The sequence below is a fragment of the Tenacibaculum sp. SDUM215027 genome (assembly GCF_050566205.1).
In the GTDB taxonomy this organism is placed as follows: domain Bacteria; phylum Bacteroidota; class Bacteroidia; order Flavobacteriales; family Flavobacteriaceae; genus Polaribacter.
Genome location: NZ_JBNXUE010000008.1, coordinates 1 through 19905 on the forward strand (window position 1 = coordinate 1; position 19905 = coordinate 19905).

The 19905-nt window shown below is 30.7% G+C and carries 20 protein-coding genes; 15 read left to right on the forward strand and 5 right to left on the reverse strand.

The genetic code is table 11. The features are described from left to right. The first annotated feature begins 201 nt into the window (after nucleotides 1–201). Nucleotides 202–1200 (forward strand): glycosyltransferase family 2 protein, encoded by a 999-nt coding sequence (locus ACQYZ7_RS15485; RefSeq protein WP_430730622.1) that lies wholly within the window; start codon nucleotides 202–204, stop codon nucleotides 1198–1200. On the opposite strand, the gene ACQYZ7_RS15490 is transcribed toward ACQYZ7_RS15485, so the two are convergent. From ACQYZ7_RS15490 to ACQYZ7_RS15500, 3 genes are all read right to left on the reverse strand, one after another. Continuing rightward, nucleotides 1192–1860, reverse strand: a complete 669-nt coding sequence (locus ACQYZ7_RS15490; protein WP_430730623.1) for a hypothetical protein — start codon at nucleotides 1858–1860, stop codon at nucleotides 1192–1194. The two genes, ACQYZ7_RS15485 and ACQYZ7_RS15490, sit on opposite strands and share 9 nt — an antisense overlap. 85 nt (nucleotides 1861–1945) lie before the next feature. After that, nucleotides 1946–2566 (reverse strand): L-threonylcarbamoyladenylate synthase, encoded by a 621-nt coding sequence (locus ACQYZ7_RS15495; protein WP_430730624.1) that lies wholly within the window; start codon nucleotides 2564–2566, stop codon nucleotides 1946–1948. Nucleotides 2567–2569: 3 nt separating this feature from the next. Further along, nucleotides 2570–3070, reverse strand: a complete 501-nt coding sequence (locus ACQYZ7_RS15500; protein WP_430730625.1) for an IS1096 element passenger TnpR family protein — start codon at nucleotides 3068–3070, stop codon at nucleotides 2570–2572. Nucleotides 3071–3128: 58 nt separating this feature from the next. Here ACQYZ7_RS15500 and ACQYZ7_RS15505 point away from each other — a divergent pair, with 58 nt between their 5' ends. From ACQYZ7_RS15505 to ACQYZ7_RS15515, 3 genes are read left to right on the forward strand one after another with little or no spacing between them, the layout of a single operon-like run. Then, nucleotides 3129–3545: a PaaI family thioesterase gene (locus tag ACQYZ7_RS15505; RefSeq protein WP_430730626.1), complete on the forward strand. Its 417-nt coding sequence runs from the start codon at nucleotides 3129–3131 to the stop codon at nucleotides 3543–3545. Between the two features lies 1 nt (nucleotide 3546). Then, nucleotides 3547–4398, forward strand: a complete 852-nt coding sequence (locus ACQYZ7_RS15510) for an alpha/beta fold hydrolase (protein WP_430730627.1) — start codon at nucleotides 3547–3549, stop codon at nucleotides 4396–4398. Beyond that, the gene (locus ACQYZ7_RS15515; protein ID WP_430730628.1) at nucleotides 4395–5432 is read left to right on the forward strand and encodes an isochorismate synthase; all 1038 of its coding nucleotides are present in this window, start codon (nucleotides 4395–4397) and stop codon (nucleotides 5430–5432) included. Before ACQYZ7_RS15510 ends, ACQYZ7_RS15515 begins: the two co-directional genes overlap by 4 nt. 381 nt (nucleotides 5433–5813) lie before the next feature. On the opposite strand, the gene ACQYZ7_RS15520 is transcribed toward ACQYZ7_RS15515, so the two are convergent. Together ACQYZ7_RS15520 and ACQYZ7_RS15525 are read right to left on the reverse strand one after the other, a co-directional pair. Further along, nucleotides 5814–6176 (reverse strand): PUR family DNA/RNA-binding protein, encoded by a 363-nt coding sequence (locus ACQYZ7_RS15520; RefSeq protein WP_430730629.1) that lies wholly within the window; start codon nucleotides 6174–6176, stop codon nucleotides 5814–5816. 83 nt (nucleotides 6177–6259) lie between these two features. After that, nucleotides 6260–8014, reverse strand: a complete 1755-nt coding sequence (locus tag ACQYZ7_RS15525) for an ABC transporter ATP-binding protein (RefSeq protein ID WP_430730630.1) — start codon at nucleotides 8012–8014, stop codon at nucleotides 6260–6262. A gap of 155 nt (nucleotides 8015–8169) precedes the next feature. Between ACQYZ7_RS15525 and ACQYZ7_RS15530 the strand changes: the two genes are divergently transcribed. The 11 genes from ACQYZ7_RS15530 to ACQYZ7_RS15580 all read left to right on the forward strand — a co-directional run bounded on the left by ACQYZ7_RS15530 (nucleotide 8170) and on the right by ACQYZ7_RS15580 (nucleotide 19891). Then, the gene (locus tag ACQYZ7_RS15530) at nucleotides 8170–9270 is read left to right on the forward strand and encodes a Glu/Leu/Phe/Val family dehydrogenase (protein WP_430730631.1); all 1101 of its coding nucleotides are present in this window, start codon (nucleotides 8170–8172) and stop codon (nucleotides 9268–9270) included. 77 nt (nucleotides 9271–9347) lie between these two features. Next, the gene (nusB, locus tag ACQYZ7_RS15535; protein ID WP_430730632.1) at nucleotides 9348–10286 is read left to right on the forward strand and encodes a transcription antitermination factor NusB; all 939 of its coding nucleotides are present in this window, start codon (nucleotides 9348–9350) and stop codon (nucleotides 10284–10286) included. 40 nt (nucleotides 10287–10326) lie between these two features. Continuing rightward, nucleotides 10327–10794 (forward strand): DUF1573 domain-containing protein, encoded by a 468-nt coding sequence (locus ACQYZ7_RS15540; RefSeq protein WP_430730633.1) that lies wholly within the window; start codon nucleotides 10327–10329, stop codon nucleotides 10792–10794. Continuing rightward, nucleotides 10794–11114 (forward strand): preprotein translocase subunit YajC, encoded by a 321-nt coding sequence (gene yajC / locus ACQYZ7_RS15545; protein WP_430730634.1) that lies wholly within the window; start codon nucleotides 10794–10796, stop codon nucleotides 11112–11114. Before ACQYZ7_RS15540 ends, yajC begins: the two co-directional genes overlap by 1 nt. Nucleotides 11115–11195: 81 nt before the next feature. Continuing rightward, complete coding sequence (locus tag ACQYZ7_RS15550) at nucleotides 11196–12125, forward strand: hypothetical protein (RefSeq protein WP_430730635.1); 930 nt, start codon at nucleotides 11196–11198, stop codon at nucleotides 12123–12125. A gap of 1 nt (nucleotide 12126) precedes the next feature. Then, complete coding sequence (coaE, locus tag ACQYZ7_RS15555; RefSeq protein ID WP_430730636.1) at nucleotides 12127–12717, forward strand: dephospho-CoA kinase; 591 nt, start codon at nucleotides 12127–12129, stop codon at nucleotides 12715–12717. Nucleotides 12718–12826: 109 nt separating this feature from the next. Further along, on the forward strand, nucleotides 12827–14392 hold the full coding sequence (locus ACQYZ7_RS15560) for a sensor histidine kinase (RefSeq protein ID WP_430730637.1): 1566 nt from the start codon (nucleotides 12827–12829) through the stop codon (nucleotides 14390–14392). 11 nt (nucleotides 14393–14403) lie between these two features. Further along, complete coding sequence (locus tag ACQYZ7_RS15565; protein ID WP_115900566.1) at nucleotides 14404–15102, forward strand: response regulator transcription factor; 699 nt, start codon at nucleotides 14404–14406, stop codon at nucleotides 15100–15102. A gap of 127 nt (nucleotides 15103–15229) precedes the next feature. Further along, nucleotides 15230–16126, forward strand: coding sequence for an ABC transporter ATP-binding protein (locus ACQYZ7_RS15570; RefSeq protein WP_430730638.1), 897 nt, complete (start codon nucleotides 15230–15232; stop codon nucleotides 16124–16126). A gap of 9 nt (nucleotides 16127–16135) precedes the next feature. Continuing rightward, nucleotides 16136–16984, forward strand: a complete 849-nt coding sequence (locus ACQYZ7_RS15575; RefSeq protein ID WP_430730639.1) for an ABC transporter permease — start codon at nucleotides 16136–16138, stop codon at nucleotides 16982–16984. Between the two features lie 51 nt (nucleotides 16985–17035). Continuing rightward, on the forward strand, nucleotides 17036–19891 hold the full coding sequence (locus ACQYZ7_RS15580; protein ID WP_430730640.1) for a T9SS type B sorting domain-containing protein: 2856 nt from the start codon (nucleotides 17036–17038) through the stop codon (nucleotides 19889–19891). Nucleotides 19892–19905: the final 14 nt, after the last annotated feature.

Below are 19905 nucleotides of genomic sequence, written 5' to 3' on the forward strand. Positions count from 1 at the left end.
GTTAAATCATCTGTATTTATACGCATAACAAAATATAAGATTTTGTCAACGAATTAGTTAACCTTTACAATTTCGAACTAGAGTGAAATGAAAGGAGAAATCTTAAGCATAAGAATTACTCACCTTATCAGATTCCTTCTATCGTCGGAATGACTAATATTTTCTAATGCAAATTCATTTATAAACTGTAAATTTGCCATCTTGAAAACAGCAATCGTCATATTAAATTGGAATGGAAAAAAATTGCTTGAGCAGTTTTTACCTTCTGTCGTGAATTTTAGTTCTGAAGAAGCAGAAGTATATGTCGCTGACAATGCTTCTACAGATGATTCTATTACCTTTGTTACGCAGCATTTCCCTACTGTTAAGATTGTAAAAAATACCGAGAATGGTGGTTATGCAAAAGGTTACAACGATGCTTTGCAACATATTGATGCAGATGTATATTGTTTAGTAAATTCTGATATTGAAGTTACCAAAGATTGGTTAACTCCTGTTATTAATACTTTTAAGAAAGAAGCTAACACTGCGATTATTCAACCAAAGATTTTAGATTTTAAAGATAAATCGAAGTTTGAATATGCAGGTGCTGGTGGTGGCTTTATTGACGCCTTTGGGTATCCGTATTGTCGTGGTCGTTTGTTTAGCGACTTGGAAACCGATAACGGACAGTTTAACGATACTTCTGAAATTTTTTGGGCATCGGGAGCTTGTTTTTTTATTCGTTCAGAGATTTTTCATCAACTCAAAGGTTTTGATGAAGACTTTTTTGCACATCAAGAAGAAATTGATTTGTGCTGGCGTGCTAAAAATAGTGGACACACCATAAAATATGTTGGTACATCAACTGTATATCATGTAGGTGGTGCTACATTGGATACTTTAAACCCTAGAAAAACGTTTTTAAATTTTAGGAATAGTTTACTCAACTTAGTTAAAAACTTACCTTCTAGGAAATTGTTTCCAATCATTTTTTCTCGTTTGGTCTTAGACGGATTAGCAAGCCTTAAATTTTTATTGGAAGGAAAACCTAATCATTTGTTTGCTATTTTAAAAGCTCATTTTAGTTTTTATATGCATCTTCCTAAGTTCATAAAAAAGAGAAATGAATCTCCTAAAAAATCGAATTACTACGAACACAAGTCTATAGTTTGGCAGTATTACGCTAAAGGAAGGAAAGAATTTACTGAACTACGTTAATTCTTGCTCATCTTTATAGATATAATATAATAGGAAGAAGACTGCAATTCCGCCGAAAGTATGCCATAACCAGTGCGTTCCCATAGGTAGTAACTCTACTTTATTATCTAAAGTTCTAAATAGTAACGCTATTCCAAATACCATTCCTCCATACATTATATACTTTGCGTTTTTCCAATGTGTTTTGTAAGCATACCAAATTAACGGGGTTATTACTGCAAATGCTGTTACTGCATATCCAAACGATGTTCTATATCCTGAAGGTATTGGTAAAAATCTTGGTAAAACGGATACTAAAAGTATAGCTACAATTATTGCTAATCGTTGCCACCATTTCTTTTTAATTTTTCCTATGAAATAAATAATAGCTCCTAAACATACAATCATAATAGGAACCCAATCTAACAACAACCAAAACTCATGACTTCGTGTTCCGTGAAACATGGTGCCTCCTATCCAACTGATAAATATTACTGGAATGGCAAACAGAAAAAATGGATATTGTTTAGGGTTTTGATAGATTCTTCTTCCGAAGTAAATCAGTAGTATAATAAAAATTAAGTTACTAAAAGTATTGAAAGGCTCAACGGGCAATCTGCCTGCTATGGTTTCTTGATATATTGGTCCGCTGTCGTTGGGGAATCTATCCAGTAAAAACATATATCCTTTTTCTATTCTGTACCAAGATAAGGATTACGCTTTTAATTAAAAAGTGATTTTTTAAGATTTCAACCAGACTTAATATTTACAAAATATCTAAACTTCCTTTTCCTTCACGAAGTACTTCTGGTTCATCAGTTGTTAAATCAATTACAGTAGATGCATGGTTATCTCCATAACCTCCATCAACTACAACATCGACAATATTTTGCCATTTCTCGAAGATTAATTCAGGATCGGTTGTATACTCTAATACTTCATCTTCATCGTGAATAGACGTAGATACAATAGGATTCCCTAAAGCTGCTACAATGGCTCTGGCAGTATTATTATCTGGCACACGAATACCTACCGTTTTACGCTTTTTGTAAGCTCTTGGTAGTGAATTACTTCCAGGTAACACAAAAGTATATGGGCCTGGTAGTGCTCTTTTTAAAATTTTATAGGTGGTTGTATCAATTTGTTTTACATAATCTGATAAGTGACTCAAATCGTTGCAAACAAACGAAAAGTTAGCTTTTTCTGGCTTTACTTTTTTTATTCTCGCTACTTTTTCTAGTGCTTTAGTATTGGTAATATCGCAACCTAAACCATAAACAGTATCGGTTGGATAGATAATCAACCCTCCATTTCGTAAAACTTTTACAATTTTTTCAATCTCTTTCGGATTGGGATTGTCGTTATACAATTTTATAAATTGTGCCATAGCTTAATAATTATCAAAGTCAAAATCATCTAGACTTTCAAAATTATTGAATTCATCATCAATTTCATCATCTATATTTTTTGAAAGATCTTCTGCCTTAAATTCTTTTTCAGGAGCTTCTTCTGGTAACTCCCCTACAGATAAAATCATTTTTGTTTCAGTAAGTACTTCGTTTGATTGTTCTATCAACTCTACATAAAACGTCCACATTTGTAAGAAATCATACACATAAATTAACTTATCGTGTTGATTAGGTAAGGTTTCATTCAAAATACATGTTGACATTGAAATTCCTTCTCCTGCTTCTGACATATTGAATAGTGGAATTTCTTCTCCTTGATTCCAATCTTCATCGGTACGGTAAAAAGAAGCCATCTCTTGTCCGTTAAAACCAAACGCTTTTGCAATATCAAAATGTAGGTTTTCTAACGAAGTTTTTTCATTTACTAACAGTGTTCGTATTACATCTTCTTTCGTATCTAAAATTACGCGTACTTTATACATTCTATCATTTTTATTCAATGCAAAAATACGTATTTTTGGGTGATAATTTCTAGTAACAATGAACAAGCAAGAATCTCTTACTATCTTAAACAATTACAATAAAAATACCTTGATGGAAACTTTAGAAATAGAGTTTATTGATTTGGGGGATGATTTTATTACTGCTAAAATGCCTGTAACGCCTAAAGTACACCAACCCTACGGAATATTACACGGTGGTGCTACTGCTGCTTTGGCTGAGTCAGTCGGAAGTTGTGCTTCTGCTTTTTTTTTAAGAGACTCTAATAAAATTGTTAAAGGAATTGAGCTAAGCATCAATCATGTAAAAAGTAAGCGAGAAGGACATGTTTTTGCTACCGCTAAAGCAATTCATAAAGGTAGAACTACACATTTATGGGAAGTGAGAATTGTTGATGAAGATAATAATTTGATTTCTCTTTGTAAGATTACCAATATTGTTTTAGACAAACAATAGCATGAAATTGCTAAAAAAAATCTTAAAAATTATTGGAATTGCTCTCTTTGTACTCTTCCTTATTCTGTATTACTTGTTTTGGAATTTTTCTGTCCCTAAATCTGATACAAAAGTACTTGAAAAGTTTTCAGGTAGTTCCGTTACTCCTGTTCTCACTAATGAAAATTTTAAAGGTTTTGAGTATAGAAAACTTTCTATTCTAAAAGATACGACGTTACCTACACTCGTTTTTGTTCATGGAACCATAGGCTCTTCTACCGATTTTGTAAGATATATGAAAGATAGTTTATTACTAAACAAAGCTAATATAATTTCATACGATAGAGTTGGTTATAATTATCAAGATAAAAGCCCAGTTCAGGAAAGTATTGCTTTTGAGCGTGACATGCTGAAGAACATTTTACAAGATACTAATCCTAACAAAACAATCCTAGTAGGTTATTCCTATGGCGGACCTATCGTCTTAGCTTTACATCAAAAAGTTCGAAAAGTACTATTATTGGCTCCTGCTGTTTATAGCAAAGTAGAGCCTATGCCTTGGCCTTTAAACTTATATAAGTGGAAGCTTACTCGGTGGCTTGTTCCTCCTATTTGGCAAGAAGCTAGCAGAGAAAAGTTATCTCATAAACAGGATTTACTACTTTTTGAAAATAATTGGAAATCAACTCCAAACAAGGTTGTAAGCATTCATGGAACTAGTGACTGGATTGTTCCTTTTCAAAACTCTTTATTTTTAAAGGATCAGTTTCCTAAAAATCAGTTTGAGTTAATTAGCGTCCCTGATGCTGGTCATGGGTTTATTTGGAGTAAATTTGACACGATTAAAAAACATTTAATACAACAATTAGATTGAGTATTTTTTCAAACATAAAAGAAGCTTTAGACAAACAATTACCTTTTGTTACTTATAGAAAACCAAATACTTCTAAAATAAGAGGATGGTTTCAACAAAATGATAATTTAATTGCTTCGGAAAATTATAGTGAAAGTGGGTTTATTTTTGCTCCGTTTGATAGTAAGGAGAAAGCTATTTTAATCCCTAAGGATCAATCAACATATATTGAAGAGAAAACTACTTTTGATACTATCTTAGTTAACAACACAAATCACACTCCTGATACTACTTCCGAAGAGAATCATATTCAACTAGTTGAAAAAGGAATAGCAGCTATTAAAAACCAGCAATTTAAAAAGGTCGTACTTTCTCGAAAAGAAAAAGTTGAAATAGCTGATTTTAATCTTATTGAAACTTTTCAAAAACTATTAAGTAACTACCCTACTGCTTTTGTATATGTTTGGTATCATCCTAAGGTTGGGATGTGGTTAGGAGCTACTCCAGAGACCTTAGTTAGTATTCAAAATAAGAATTTTACTACTATGGCTTTGGCCGGAACACAAGTTTATAATGGTACAACTAATGTTACTTGGCAACCAAAAGAGTTAGAAGAACAACAATTTGTAACTGATTACATCATTGATAGGTTATCAAATATTTCTTCAAAAATTACAACATCAGAAGTTGAAACTATTAAAGCAGGTAAATTACTTCATTTAAGAACAGTTCTTAATGGTAAGCTAAAAACTAATACTGCTTCTTTAATTAAAACTTTACACCCCACTCCTGCTGTTTGTGGACTACCATTAGAAGCATCAAAACAGTTTATTTTGGATAATGAAAGTTATCATAGAGGGTTTTATACAGGTTTTTTAGGCGAGCTAAATATTAACGCTAAAGAAAGTAACTTATTTGTTAATCTTCGTTGTATGGAGGTTTCTAACAATATTCTATACATTTATGTTGGAGGAGGAATTACAGAAGACAGTAACCCTACAAAAGAGTGGAAAGAAACAGTTGCTAAAACAACTACAATGAAAAAAGTTTTATAGGAAAAATGCCTAGTTGATTATTTTTTTCAAACCAAAACAAACTTAACCCACTGAAATTCAGTTTTTTTTATTATATTTAGATAAACTCAAAAACTCGCTTTCCTATGAAACAAAAATTACTTAGGATTAACCAGGGTGAAGATAAACTTAATAGTAGAGTAGGTAGAACTTTAACTTATAAGCAGCTGGTTGAATTCGCATCAAAACTACCAAACAAAATAAAGTCGCTTATCTAAAAATAAAAAACCACCAATTGCTGTGCAACAACTGGCGGTTTTTCTAGTGTAAATTGAATTTGAATTGATTTTTTTCTGCACAATCCAATCTCTAAACACAAATTATACATTTGTGTTTAGAGTTATGCAAAACAGTTTCTTCTGTTTAAATATCGTCAAAAGAAACGTCAGTAAAACTTTCAGTTGAAGTTGCTTCTGTTTCTACGTTTTCTTCCTTTTTATAGTCTTTTTGATGACGCTCACTGATTACCTCAGATCCTTTTTCGTTTACGATAAAGTCTGTTGCTTTGTTCAACATCTCTTTAAAGTCGCTAAAATCTTCTTTATATAAGTAAATTTTATGCTTTTGATAATGAAAAGAACCATCATCATGAGTAAACTTCTTACTCTCTGTCACGGTTAAATAATAATCATCTGCCTTTGTAGATCTAACATCAAAAAAATATGTTCTTCTTCCTGCTCTTAAAACTTGTGAAAAGATTTCCTCTTGTTCTACTCTCTCGCTCATAATTCGCTACTTAAAATAATAGTTGTTTACTTAAATTTTTCTCAACAAATCTAACAAAATATTTGACTTGACAATACGAAATGCTATATTTCTTTTTCTAAAAGCTGTTGCTCATATAACTCTTTGTAATACCCCTCTTCTTTTACTAATTGATTATGAATACCTTGCTGAATTATCTTTCCGTTATCTAATACAATTATTTTGTCTGCATTTTTTGCTGATGATACTCTATGACTTATTATTATCGTTGTTTTATCACTAGAAACTCGTTCTAGATTGGATAATATCCTTTCTTCTGTCTCAGTATCTACTGCTGATAAACAATCGTCAAAAATTAAAATTTTAGGATTTTTTATAATAGCCCTCGCTATTGAAGTTCGCTGCTTTTGACCTCCTGAAAGCGTAACACCACGCTCTCCTAAAATAGTTTTATATCCTTGTTTAAAGTCAATAATATTTTCATGAATTACTGCATTTTTAGCTGCTTCAATAATTTCTTCTTCTGTCGCGTCTTCTTTACCAAACTTTATATTGTTTTCAATCGTATCTGAAAACAGAAATGGCTCTTGAGGTACAAACCCAATTTGGGTTCTTATATCATATAAATTACAGGTCTCAATATCTTTTCCATCCATTAACACATTTCCACCTGTAGTATCATACAAACGTGAAATTAAATTGATAATTGATGATTTGCCACTTCCTGTTTTCCCTAAAACTGCTAGCGTTTCTCCTTTTTCCACATTAAAGCTAACATCTTTTAGCGCAGTAATATTTGTATCTTCATATGTTAAAGAAACATTTTTAAACTCAATATTTCCTTCTATTATAGTTTCTCCTTCATTTGCGTTTTTAATTTCAGGAACTTGCTCTAAAAACTCGTTTATTCTCTCCTGAGAAGCTTCTGCTTGTTGCACCATAGAAGTAACCCAACCAACTACAGCTACTGGCCAAGTTAAAATGTTTACATACATCACAAATGCTCCAATGGCTCCTACCTTAATTTCATCATTAATATATAAACTACCACCAACATACAACACTATAATATTACTGATTCCTATTAACAAAATCATCAATGGAAAAAACAACGCTTGTACTTTATATAAGTTAATGTTTTTGTCTTTACTAGCATCTGCTAACGTATCAAAATTTTTAATCACAGCACTTTCTATTGCATACGATTTCACTACATTAATCCCAGAAAAGAACTCTTGATTAAAAGTGGTTAACTTTGAAAGATATTGCTGAACTACAGTACTTCGCTTATTGATTTGCTTACTTAAAACAAAAACTGATATTGATAAAACCGGAAAAGGTATCATTGTATACAAAGTAAGCTTTGGTGAAATCGCATACATTTGGGTAAAGCCAACAGCGAAAGATACCAGCATATTTAACGAGTACATAATAGCCGGCCCAAAATACATACGTACCTTAGACACATCTTCACTAATACGGTTCATTAAATCACCTGTTCTATTTTGTTTGTAAAAATTAAGTGATAGTCGTTGGTATTGCTGATAAATTTCGTTTTTTAAATCAAACTCTATTAATCGTGACATTACAATAATAGTTTGACGCATTAAAAAAGTAAAAAAACCACCTAATAATGTTACTCCAACTATAAGTAGGATATTTGTAAAAAGAATACTTTTCACCTCTGACATTTCTGTTATTTTACCTAACTGATAGTCTTCTACAACATTTAATGAATCACCAACAAAATTGGGGATTTTTAGTGTCAGTATTTTTGATAATATTGTAATTAAAATTCCTAGTAATAATCTCCATTTGTATTTAACAAAGTACTTGTTTAAATATTGTAATGCTTTCAATTCTATTTTATTATAAAAGTTAAACTTTATAAAGACGTCTTGTTAAAGATACCATAATTGAGACTTCTTTTTTTGCTTATGTTTTAACGATTTCTTATTTTTGCCCTCTAATTTTTGAGATTATCCAAATCATCTCAAATTAAAAAACAAAACAAATGACATCAGAAATCATTGATACTAAAGATCTTAAGAATGACCCAGTGTTTGGTCAGTTATCTTTTGACAATCACGAGCAAATCGTTTTTTGCAACGACGAAGATACAGGTTTAAAAGCAATTATCGGTATCCATAATACAACTTTAGGACCTGCTTTAGGAGGTACTAGAATGTGGCAATATAAAAGTGAATGGGAAGCTTTAAACGATGTGTTACGTTTGTCTCGTGGTATGACTTACAAGTCTGCTATTACTGGTTTAAACCTTGGTGGTGGTAAAGCAGTTATTATTGGTGATGCTAAAACTCAAAAAAATGACGCTTTAATGCGTAAGTTTGGTGAGTTTGTTAATTCTTTAAGCGGAAAGTATATTACTGCCGAAGATGTTGGAATGGAAACTCGAGATATGGATATTATCCGTGAAGTTACTCCACACGTAACAGGTGTTTCTGAAAGTATTGGAGGTTCTGGAAACCCTTCTCCTGTAACAGCTTACGGTGTTTACATGGGTATGAAGGCTGCCGCTAAATATAAGTTTGGAACTGAAAACTTAGATGGTAAAAAAGTATTAGTTCAAGGTGTTGGTCATGTTGGAGAAACTTTAGTAAAGCACATTACTGATGAAGGTGCTCAAGTTGTTTTAAACGACATTAATGAAGCTCGTTTAGAAGAGTTAAGTAAAAAATATGGTGCTAACGTGGTGTTAGGTAATGACATTTTTGGATTAGATGTTGATATTTACGCTCCATGTGCTTTAGGTGCTACTATTAATGATGAAAGTATTGCTCAATTAAAAGCTAAAGTTATTGCTGGTGCAGCTAACAACCAATTAGCTAATGAGTTAAAACACGGTACAATGTTAAAAGAAAAAGGAATTGCTTATGCTCCTGACTTCTTAATTAACGCTGGTGGTATTATTAATGTATATGCTGAGGTTGTAGGTTACGATAAAGCTGAGAGCTTAAAAAGAACCGAAAACATCTACAATACTACATTAGATATTTTCAATTTATCAGAAAAAGAAAACATCACTACACATCAAGCTGCTTTCAATATTGCACAAGCAAGAATTGATGCTCGCAAAAAAGAGCAAAATAGCTAGATAAAAAATAAAAAAGTTTTACTTTTGCAGAGCGTTAGAAATGGTTTCTATCGCTCTTTTTTTTAAAGTTCTTTAGAATGATTAACAGAAGACATATTCGTGTTAAAGTAATGCAGTCGGCTTATGCGATGCAACAATCGCATAGCGATGATTTGGTTAAGGAAGGAAAATTCTTAAAACACAGCATTCAAAAAATGTACGATTTGTACGTTTTAAATCTTCAATTATTAGTTGAAGTGCAAAAATTAGCTCGTAAGAGAATGGAGCTTTCTAAAAAGAAAATACTTGCTACTAAAGAAGAACTGAATCCAAATACAAAATTTATAGATAACAAGCTTTTAAACTTACTTAACGAAAGTGTGAGTTTAGAGGGGTATATTGAGCTTAACAAGCTAAATTACTGGGATCTTGATGATGAGTACGTAAAGATTTTATTAGATGAGCTACAAAAAAGCGATCTTTATAAAAAGTATATGGATACTATTGAAGACTCTTATAATGTAGACAAAGCTTTTGTTATCGACTTTTTTAGAGAAATAGTAGCTCCTAATGAAAAGTTAGCTGATTATTTTGAAGATAAAATGATCTCTTGGGTAGATGATATTCCTTTTGTAAACACTTGGATTCTTAAATCTTTAAACAAACAAAAAGCTAATAAACCTTTTATTTTAGGTAGTTTATATAAAGATAATGAGGATAAAATATTTGTTTCTGATTTGTTTACAAAAACGATGTTACATCAACACAAATACGAAGAAGACATCATAGAAAAAACTCCTAATTGGGAAGCTGATAGAATTGCTGATATTGATATGATTATTATTAAAATGGCAATTACTGAGTTTTTACACTTCCCTTCTATTCCAAGTAGAGTTACTATAAACGAATATATTGAACTAGCTAAGGATTATTCAACGAATAAAAGTGGTTACTTTATAAATGGTGTTTTAGATAAATTAGCCAAAGACTACCTAAGTTCAAACAAGATGGTAAAAATTGGTAGAGGTTTATTATAATAAATTAGTATTTTTACAATAAATTAAAAATATTTTTACAATGAAGAAAATAGCAGTAATAGCAGCATTTGTTGTATCGGCAGGAATGTTAGTTTCTTGTGGACAAGGAAATGCTTCATCAAAAGTTAAAAAAGAAAATGTTGAAAACGCAGAAAAAAGAGACAGCTCTATTGGTTTAGGTGCTCCTGTTATTTCTTTTGACAAAGAAGAATTTGACTTTGGTACTGTTAACGAAGGAGAAGTTGTTAAAACGACCTTCTTAGTAACAAATACTGGTAAGAGTGATTTAATCATTACAAATGCACAAGCATCTTGTGGATGTACTGTTCCTGAATGGCCAAAAGAGGCTATTGCTCCAGGTAAAACAGGAGATATTAAAGTTAGTTTTAACACCAACGGAAGAGTTAACAAACAATCAAAATCTATTACCCTAACTACCAACACTGAAAAAGGTAGAGAGGTTATTAAGATTTCTGGAATGGTAACTCCTAAAAAGAAAAATTCATAATGTTTACAACCATTTTTTTACAAGCTAGTTCTCAAGAAAGTTTAATGAACATGCTTCCTTTTGTAGCAATGATTGCTGTTTTTTACTTTTTAATTATTCGTCCACAAATGAGACGTCAAAAAAAGGAAAAGCAATTTCAAACTGAAATCAAAAAAGGAGCAAAAATAGTTACCACTAGTGGTATTCACGGTAAAATTGTTGAAATTAACGATACTGACAATACAGTTACTATTGAAACTGGCGCTGGTAAAATAAAATTTGAGCGTTCTGCCATTTCTATGGAAATGAGTAAAAAACACTCTACTGAAACTAAAAAATAGTAATCTATTATTTTATAAAAAAAGTGAGCTCTTGAGCTCACTTTTTTGTTTTTTACGTAGATTGCGTCAATAAACTATTTCTTGAAAACAAAATTTAACATACCTAAAACTTTCTTTGGTTTTTTAACTGCTTCTGTATTTTTTTGGTTGCTTATCAATTTATCAAAAGAATATGATACTACTATTGTGTATGATGTTGAATACATACAACTACCGCAACAAAAAACATTGATAGAAACACCTATTAACAAGCTTTCTTTAAAACTAAAAAGTAGTGGATATAATTTGTTTGTTGCTAGCATTACCCATAAACCTATTAAGTTAAACCTTAATAAAACTTCAAAGAAAACTGGCACTAATTACTATTTTTTGTCTAAAGACCTAACTTCAGATATTCAAGAGCAATTAAAATCTAGTATTGAATTAATTGAAATTAAAGAAGACACGATTCCTATAAAAATTGGTACGCTTAGTTCAAAAAAAATCCCTTTAAAACCTAACTTAAATATCACTTTTCAACTAGGGTATGACCTCTCTAAACCTGTTACAATCACTCCCGATAGTGTTTTAATTTCTGGAGATGAGACCTATATTAAAAGCACAAAGTTTTTAACCTTAGAAAATATAAGTTTAGAAAATTTATCAAAAAGCACTAATATTACCTCCCCTATTATTTTCCCTGAAAATGTACAACTAAAATCAAGTCATTCAACTGCTGAAATCAGTATTGACGTTGATAAATTTACAGAAGGAGAAATAGAGATCCCTGTGTTTGTTAAAAACGCTCCAAAAGGAATTAATATCTTTCCTAAGAAAGTTAAGATCATCTATAAAGTCGGTCTGCAAAATTTTAATGAAGTAACCCCTGACTTATTTAAAGTAGAATGTGATTACCTACAATCTAAATACAAAGAAGTAAACTATCTTACCCCTCAAATAAAAGATCTTCCTGATATAGTTACATTAGTAAGAATAGTTCCTAATAAGATTGATTTTTTAATATACGAATAACATGGTAATAGGTTTAACAGGCGGTATTGGTAGTGGAAAATCTACCATAGTTAAAATGTTTTCAGAGTTTGAAAATATTGCTATTTACATTGCTGACGATGAAGCCAAAAAGCTAATGAACACATCAGCTGAAATTAAAAATCAATTAATTACTGAATTTGGTGAACAAGTTTATATTAATAATAAACTTAACAAGCCTTATTTAGCTTCAATTGTCTTTAACAACAAAGAAAGGTTAAGTACGCTTAACGCCATCGTTCACCCTGTCGTTAATAAACATTTGCAACACTTTATTAAAGAGAATAGTAATAAAGATTACATTTTATACGAAAATGCCATTCTTTTTGAAAACGGAAGCGATTCTTTCTGTGATAAAATTATTACAGTTACCGCTCCAATAGACATAAGAATTAACCGAGTTATTAAAAGAGATAACTCAACCATTGAAGAAGTAAAAAGCAGAATCAAAAATCAATGGAACGAAACTAAAAAAAATCTTCAATCAAACTATTTAATTGAAAACATTACACTTACAAAATCAAAAGAACAAGTCTTAAAAATCCACAATTATTTAACAGAAAAGATAAGTTAGTTTACGTTTTGCCAATATTTTTTGTTAAAATTATCTTAATTTTATAGTAACTTTGTTAATCTAAGTTAAAAGATTATACGCCTAAATTTTATTAATTTATTTTTGAATAATGGGTAAGAAAATTTTTATTCTCATTGTTGTTTTAATGAGTATTTCTTTAATAGGAATCATATCTATTCAAGTGTATTGGATTAATGATGCTATTAAAAATAAAAAGGAACAATTTAAAAACAATGTGAAAATTGCTTTGGCTCGCACCTCTGAAAATATAAAAGAGAGAGAGTATCTAGAGTTTAAGCAAAATTATAAAGACTATTTTGAAAACGATAAGCTAAGAACTGATGCTGAAATAACGACTTTTCTTTTTCAACAAGTTGATACAGTTAGTAAGAAAAAATTTTCTTTTGGTAGTACTATTTTAGAAGAGAGTATTAAAATGCCTAATGAGTTTGTAGATAACGACTCTATCATTATCAAGCGCTACTCTGGGAAAGAAGACATTTATTTTTCTCAGGTAATAAAATCTGAAAATAAAGATTTTAAGCCTTTTTTAGAAGAAAATCGTTACTCTACGTTTAGACCTTATAATAGTTGGAATAATGAAGTAATGGAACATGCTTTTAGACGAAGTAAAGCCGTGTTTCCTATTAATCAAAGGATAAGTAATAAAGAATTGAGCTACACTCTTAAAGAAGAGTTTGCTAAAATGAATATTACACAAGATTTTAAATATGTTGTTTATGAAGATGGATTAGCAACACAATTAAAATCTGGATACTTTAACATACAACCAGAAGATATTAACTATCCGTTGTTGGAAGATGAAAATGGAAATAGTAAGTACAAGTTATATGTTAAATTCCCTAACGAGAAAAAGAATCTGCTTTCAGGTATGATGAAGGTACTGATACTTTCTTTATTCTTTATAGGAATTATCATTGCTGCTTTTTCAACATCATTATATCAGCTTATTCGTCAAAAAAAGATCTCTGAAATAAAAACAGACTTCATAAACAATATGACACATGAGTTTAAAACACCTATTGCTACTATTAACTTAGCTTTAGATGCGATTAAAAACCCAAAAATCATATCAGACGAAGAAAAGGTAAAGCGATATGTTCAAATGATTCGCGATGAAAATAAGCGTATGCATGGACAGGTAGAAAATGTATTACGAATTTCAAGACTCGAGAAGAACCAGATTGAAATTAGTAAGGATGCAGTAGATATGCACGACATAATTGAAGAGGCTACTGAACATATCCAGCTATTAACTGACGACAAAAAAGGAAGTGTAACAACTCATTTTGAAGCTATTTCGACAGAAGTTCTTGGAAATCAGTTTCACTTAACAAATGTTGTTGTTAACATATTAGAAAATGCATTAAAATATTCAGAAAACGCACCAAAAATTGATGTTTTTACTGAAAACACAAATAAATACTTTATCTTTAAGATAAAAGATGAAGGTATAGGAATGAGTAAAAATGCTCAAAAATATGTGTTCGATAAGTTTTATAGAGAACATAAAGGGAATATACACAACGTAAAAGGTCATGGATTAGGCTTAGCCTATGTAAAAGAAATTATAGATAGTCACCAAGGTACCGTTTATGTTGAAAGTGAAAAAGGTAAAGGAAGCACATTTACAGTTAAATTACCATTAATATAAATTATTAAGAAATGGGGAGTAAAAAAATATTATTAGTAGAAGATGATCCTAATTTTGGAACAGTTCTGAAAGATTATTTAGCATTAAATGATTACAATGTTACACATGCTAAAGATGGAATAGATGGTTTAATTATGTTTAAAAATGCAGAGTACGACTTATGTATTTTAGATGTAATGATGCCTCGTAAAGATGGTTTTTCTTTAGCTGAAGACATTCGTTCGACTAACAAAGAAATCCCTATTATTTTCTTAACCGCTAAAACACTAAAAGAAGATGTTTTAAAAGGGTATCAAGTAGGTGCTGATGATTATTTAAATAAACCTTTTGACTCAGAAGTTTTATTACATAAAATCAAAGCTATTTTACAGCGTAAAGAAACCGAAAAAACAAATGACAATGATGAGTTTGAATTTAAAATTGGGGCTTTTGACTTCAACTCTAAACTACGTCATTTAATATACAAAAGTGGTGAACCACAAAAATTATCACCGAAAGAAAGTAAACTTTTACGAATGTTAGCCGTTCATAAGAATGACTTAATGCCTCGTGAATTAGCTTTAACAAAAATATGGAGAGACGATAACTATTTTACGTCTCGTAGCATGGATGTTTATATTGCTAAACTTCGTAAATACTTAAAAAGTGATGAGAATGTTGAAATCTTAAACATTCATGGTGAAGGCTTTAGATTGATAGACAATAAATAAGGTATAAATACATTAAAAAAACATGTAAAAGACTTCTTAAATTTAAGAAGTCTTTTCTTTTTTATACATTGTAACAATAATTTACATCAATCGTCAAATACATATAATCAACAAAAACCAAAATAGCTTGGAAACAATTTTATCTATTCGAAATCTCGATAAAAAATACGGAAAAGTTCATGCCGTAAACAACCTTTCTTTCGATATTCAAAAAGGGACTGTCTACGGAATTTTAGGTCCTAATGGAAGTGGAAAATCGACCACATTAGGAATTATTTTAAATGTAGTAAATAAAACCTCAGGTAGTTTTAGCTGGTTTAACGGAAACCTTTCTACACACCAAGCATTAAAAAAAGTAGGAGCGATTATAGAACGCCCTAATTTTTATCCATACATGAGTGCTGTTCAAAACTTACAATTAATATGTAAAATTAAAGGAGTTTCATACGATAAAATAGATGAAAAATTAAAAACTGTTAACCTTTATGAACGTAGAAACAGTAAGTTCAAGACTTATTCTTTAGGAATGAAACAACGTTTAGCTATTGCTTCTGCCCTATTAAATGATCCTGAGATTTTAATTTTAGACGAACCAACAAATGGATTAGATCCTCAAGGAATTCATGAAATTCGTCAAATAATTAAAGAAATTGCTAAAAATGGAACCACAATTTTACTTGCCTCTCACCTACTTGACGAAGTTGAAAAAGTATGTTCGCACGTTGTAGTAATTAGAAATGGTGTAAAACTATATAGCGGTAGAGTTGATGAAATGAGCGCTTCAAATGGTTTTTTTGAACTTCAAGCAGATAATCAAGATACACTTATTCAACTTTTGGAAAATCATCCAGCAATAGGAAAAATTAAAGAAGAGAATGGAATTTTAATAGCAAGTCTAGCTTCAGAATTGTCAGCATCAGAAATTAATACATTTTTATATGACAAAGGTGTATCTCTTTCTCATTTAGTAAAACGTAAACCTAGCTTAGAGCAACAATTCTTAGACCTAACCAACAACCAATAAACCTACATCATGTTACGACTTTTAAATATAGAAATTCATAAATTAAAATATAACAGAGCTAGTAAAGTTCTTTCTATTATATATTTCGCTTTATTAACCTCAATCGCTTTAATTGCAGCAATAAAATTTGATATAGGTCCTATTAAGTTTCATTTAGCTGAACAAGGAATTTTTAATTTCCCTTATATCTGGCACTTTAACACATATATGGCTGCTATTTTTAAATTCTTTTTATTACTAGTTATTGTTTCCATGATGGCAAACGAATACAGTTATAAAACTTTAAAACAAAATTTAATTGATGGATTAAGCAAAAAAGAATTTATTCTTTCAAAATTTTATACTGTTATAGATTTTTCTCTTATTTCTACCGTTTTTGTTTTTGCAGTTTCATTAATTCTTGGAGCTATATATTCTGATTTTAATGAAATTTCTATCATATTTTCAGACTTGGGTTATTTATTTGCTTTTTTCATTAAACTTTTAGGCTTTTTCTCTTTTGGTTTGTTTTTAGGAGTCTTAATTAAACGATCTGCCTTTGCTGTAGCTGCTATGATTGTTTGGTTAATTGTAGAAAGTTTAATTAAAGGATATTTATATTGGACATTTAGAAATGTAAAAACTGGTGTTGATGAGGCTGTTAATTCAATTATGCAGTTTTTCCCTCTAGAGTCAATGGCAAACTTAATTAAAGAACCTTTTACAAGATTAGGTGCAGTTAAATCAGTGGCAAATCAAATAGGAGAAAATTTCACGAAAGATTATTCTGTTAGTTTATTCAACATAGTAATTGTATTAATTTGGACAACTATTTTTATTTATTCATCATATGCTTTGTTAAAAAAACGAGATTTATAGAGGGTTTTATGTAGCTTAGTTGTTTTATTTATATAATTAATTCCATTTAAAATGAAAAAACGACTACTTCTAGTATATTTCTTTATAGCTTCTATTTCTCTGTATAGCCAAAAAGAAGCAAATGTTTGGTATTTCGGGAACAATGCAGGACTGGATTTCAACTCAGGAAATCCAGTAACATTAAATGATGGACTACTAAAAACAGACGAAGGTTGTTCAACTATTTCAGATGAAAATGGTAGCTTATTGTTTTATTCAGATGGAATTAATGTTTGGACAAAAAACCATGAATTAATGAAGTATTCAGATGGACGCCTTGCTAATAATTTACAAGGAAACCCTACAAGTACTCAATCTGGTTTAATAGTTCCAAAACCAGAAGACAAGAATATCTACTATATTTTTACAGTAGGTACAGATTTTGTTCTTAAACCTGCAGACGCTAATCCAGGTTTTAATTTCTACACTATAGATGTCTCAAAAGGTAATGGAGGTGAAATCACATCAGGGCCTATAAGTTTATCTGATGGAAAAGATGAACTATGGTCTGAAAAGATTACTGCTGTACAAGGAAAAAACTGCAAAGAAATATGGGTTCTCTCAATTATTAGAAATACTTTCTATGCTTATAAAGTAACAGAAAATGGAGTAGACTACTTAAACCCTATAACCTCTGCTTCGTCTTACAAAGTACTTAACAAAAGAGGATACTTAAAAGTATCGCCTAATGGAACAAAAGTTGCTTTAGCAGACTTTACTGCTGGCGTAAACGACTTAGGAAATGGTCGTTTAGTTTTGTATGATTTTGATAATATTACAGGAAAGGTTACTTCTTCAGGAACTATACTTACTACCCCTTTAACGGATGGAATACCATATGGAGTTGAGTTTTCCCCACAATCATCTAAACTTTATGTTTCCTTACTTATTCCACCTTTTACTTTTAACATTCTTCAATTTGACTTATTTGATAGAGATGTAGCGCTAACAAAAGCTCAAGTATGGAAAGGGTCTGGGTATAGAGGTGCTTTACAGCTAGCTTCAGACGGAAAAATATACAGTTCTATTCCAGATAAATCATATTTAGGCGCTATTGAAAACCCTGATGAAAAAGCTAATAATGTCACATACAATCCAATAGCTGTTGATCTAGGAAGAGGAAAAACTACACAAGGACTACCTCCTTTTATTCAGTCTTTTTTTGCTCCTGTAAAATTGCTCAATGCAAACTCTAATGTAGTGTTAAGCAACACAAAACAAGTATTTTGTATAGGAGATGACTACGAAATAGTTCCTGAAATTAATAACCCAAACGATATTTATACATGGTTTAAAGACGGAACAGAAATAACTAGCACAAGATCTTTAATTATAAATAATACTAATTTTGGAAGCGGTTTGTACGAAGTTAAAATAGAATCTAGTGCGGATTGTAAAAAAACATACACAGGTAAAGTTCAAGTAACATTCGAACCTAAACCTATAATCAATACAATTCAACCTTATATTCAATGTGATTTTGATAACAATACCATTGATGGCTTCACTACTTTTAACCTAGAAATACTAGAAAGAGCTCTAGTCAATAACCTTTCTAAAGTTACAATAGACTTTTTTGAAACATCCGATACTAGTTTTTCAACACCTATCAACAAGAACAATTACACTAATTCAGTAGCCATAAATCACTCAATAACTGCAAGGGTTACTAACAACACGACCCAATGCTATCAAACTGAAATTATCAACTTACAAGTAAACCCTACAGGGTTAACTTCATATACCAATGAATATATTCATGAATTAGATCAAAACGCATCTAATCCTGGTGCTAAATTTAGTATTGGTACTAACAACGGTTTTCTTGATTTTTCTCTGAAAACTCAAGAAATAATTAATAACTCTGGTGGAACATTATCTGAAACTACTCATGATTTCCAATATTACAGAACAGCAGAAGACGCTTCATTACAAACAAATCAAATTCTACCTCCATACCAAGACGACTTATTTACCGATAATTCTGATGTATATGTTAGAATCTCTAACAAAGGAGCTACATCATGTGAAGCAGTTGGAAGTTTTAAAATTTTTGTAGAAAAGATCCCCGTACCTCAAGGAGACCTTAATGACTTAATTTTATGTATCGATAACCCAAGGTCAAACCCTCAACCACATACAATCCCTTTAAATGCTGACACAGGGAATCCAATCGACACCTATAAGTGGTACTTAAATGGTAAATTAATTTCAGGTGAAACATCTGCTATTATAAATGCAAATTCTGCAGGAGAGTATAAAGTTGAAACTTATAGAAAATACCCAAACATAAATTCTCTTTGTATGGGCTATAATACTTTTTTTGTAAAAGAATCCAATCAAGCATTAGTCGTTAATATTAAATCTGTAGATGATCTAGATAATCCAGAAAGTAATAAAATTGAAATCACTGTCGATGGAATTGGAGATTATGAATATGCATTGAATAGTACCAGTCTTAGTGACTTTTCGAAAGGAGATGAAAACTTAACTTTTATATTTACAGACATCCCACCTGGTTTAAATTCTATTTCTATTAGAGATCGTAATGGTTGTGGTGTTGTATCTTCAAACCAAATTTCAACTATTTACTTTCAACGTCACTTTACACCAAACGGTGATGGGCACTTTGATACTTGGAAAGTGTTAGGAGTGAATAATGATTATTACGATGTTGTTAAAGTTCAGATTTATGACCGCTATGGAAAACTTATCAGTGAAATCACAGATAAAAATCACCCTGGATGGAATGGGGTTTACAATGGTACTATCCTTCCTTCAAATGATTATTGGTACAATGCTGAGTTAATTGACACTAATGGAAAAACTCGTAAAAAAACAGGTCATTTTTCTTTGTTAAGAAAATAAAAAATGCCACAAAT